This is a genomic window from Flavobacterium arabinosi (genome assembly GCF_048158725.1).
GTDB lineage: Bacteria > Bacteroidota > Bacteroidia > Flavobacteriales > Flavobacteriaceae > Flavobacterium > Flavobacterium arabinosi.
The window spans coordinates 1-2,072 of sequence record NZ_JBLNKX010000023.1 but is presented as its reverse complement, the minus strand read 5'-3'; the positions used below and the strand labels follow the sequence as shown (position 1 = coordinate 2,072).

Annotated in this window: 1 tRNA gene and 1 rRNA gene; both read left to right on the top strand. The window is 45.5% G+C overall.

The window, feature by feature from the left end:
- The first annotated feature begins 281 nt into the window (after positions 1 to 281).
- Positions 282 to 1,795: ribosomal RNA gene (locus ACM55K_RS17440) — 16S ribosomal RNA — on the top strand.
- Between the two features lie 128 nt (positions 1,796 to 1,923).
- Positions 1,924 to 1,997, top strand: a tRNA-Ile gene (locus ACM55K_RS17435).
- Positions 1,998 to 2,072: the final 75 nt, after the last annotated feature.

The following is a 2,072-nucleotide window of genomic DNA, read 5'->3' as shown; positions in this document are numbered from 1 at the left end:
AAAAAAAACTTCAAAAATTTCTTGCCAGTTAAGAAAAGAAGTTGCACTTTTGCACCCGCTTTGAGAAACACTTTAACAAGTGCAAACAAACGGAGAGAGACTGAAATAAATTCAGTTTACAACAAGCAGAACACGTTCCTAGACATATTGAATTGACAGCCGTTTTAAGAGAGATCTTAAGACAAAAGAATAAGAGTAATAGAATCGAGAGATTTGAAAAAACCACTAGAATTTAGTCGAATATAAAAAAGAGTTCAGATTTATTTGAATTCGCACAATATACGATGAAGAGTTTGATCCTGGCTCAGGATGAACGCTAGCGGCAGGCTTAACACATGCAAGTCGAGGGGTATAGTTCTTCGGAACTAGAGACCGGCGCACGGGTGCGTAACGCGTATGCAATCTACCTTTCACAAAGGGATAGCCCAGAGAAATTTGGATTAATACCTTATAGTATATATGAATGGCATCATTTATATATTAAAGATTTATCGGTGAAAGATGAGCATGCGTCCCATTAGCTAGATGGTAAGGTAACGGCTTACCATGGCAACGATGGGTAGGGGTCCTGAGAGGGAGATCCCCCACACTGGTACTGAGACACGGACCAGACTCCTACGGGAGGCAGCAGTGAGGAATATTGGACAATGGGCGCAAGCCTGATCCAGCCATGCCGCGTGCAGGATGACGGTCCTATGGATTGTAAACTGCTTTTGTACAGGAAGAAACAGTTCTACGTGTAGAACCTTGACGGTACTGTAAGAATAAGGATCGGCTAACTCCGTGCCAGCAGCCGCGGTAATACGGAGGATCCAAGCGTTATCCGGAATCATTGGGTTTAAAGGGTCCGTAGGCGGTCAGATAAGTCAGTGGTGAAAGCCCATCGCTCAACGGTGGAACGGCCATTGATACTGTCTGACTTGAATTATTAGGAAGTAACTAGAATATGTAGTGTAGCGGTGAAATGCTTAGAGATTACATGGAATACCAATTGCGAAGGCAGGTTACTACTAATTGATTGACGCTGATGGACGAAAGCGTGGGTAGCGAACAGGATTAGATACCCTGGTAGTCCACGCCGTAAACGATGGATACTAGCTGTTGGGAGCAATCTCAGTGGCTAAGCGAAAGTGATAAGTATCCCACCTGGGGAGTACGTTCGCAAGAATGAAACTCAAAGGAATTGACGGGGGCCCGCACAAGCGGTGGAGCATGTGGTTTAATTCGATGATACGCGAGGAACCTTACCAAGGCTTAAATGTAGATTGACCGGTTTGGAAACAGACTTTTCGCAAGACAATTTACAAGGTGCTGCATGGTTGTCGTCAGCTCGTGCCGTGAGGTGTCAGGTTAAGTCCTATAACGAGCGCAACCCCTGTCGTTAGTTGCCAGCGAGTCATGTCGGGAACTCTAACGAGACTGCCAGTGCAAACTGAGAGGAAGGTGGGGATGACGTCAAATCATCACGGCCCTTACGCCTTGGGCTACACACGTGCTACAATGGCCGGTACAGAGAGCAGCCACTGGGTGACCAGGAGCGAATCTATAAAACCGGTCACAGTTCGGATCGGAGTCTGCAACTCGACTCCGTGAAGCTGGAATCGCTAGTAATCGGATATCAGCCATGATCCGGTGAATACGTTCCCGGGCCTTGTACACACCGCCCGTCAAGCCATGGAAGCTGGGGGTGCCTGAAGTCGGTGACCGCAAGGAGCTGCCTAGGGTAAAACTGGTAACTAGGGCTAAGTCGTAACAAGGTAGCCGTACCGGAAGGTGCGGCTGGAACACCTCCTTTCTAGAGCTTGAATGTTAGTTATTTCGGTAACACTTTCAAGAAAGAAGACGAAAGTTCGAATTGGAAACAAATAATGACGTTTTATTACTCTTGCTGTTAGTTCAAATAATACCATTTAAGAATAAGAGTGTCTCGTAGCTCAGCTGGTTAGAGTACTACACTGATAATGTAGGGGTCGACAGTTCGAGTCTGTCCGAGACAACTATTTTAGACTTAAATAAAAAGAAGAAATTCTAGAGTTGAGGAGTTATGAAAGTATTTCATAATTCATAATTCA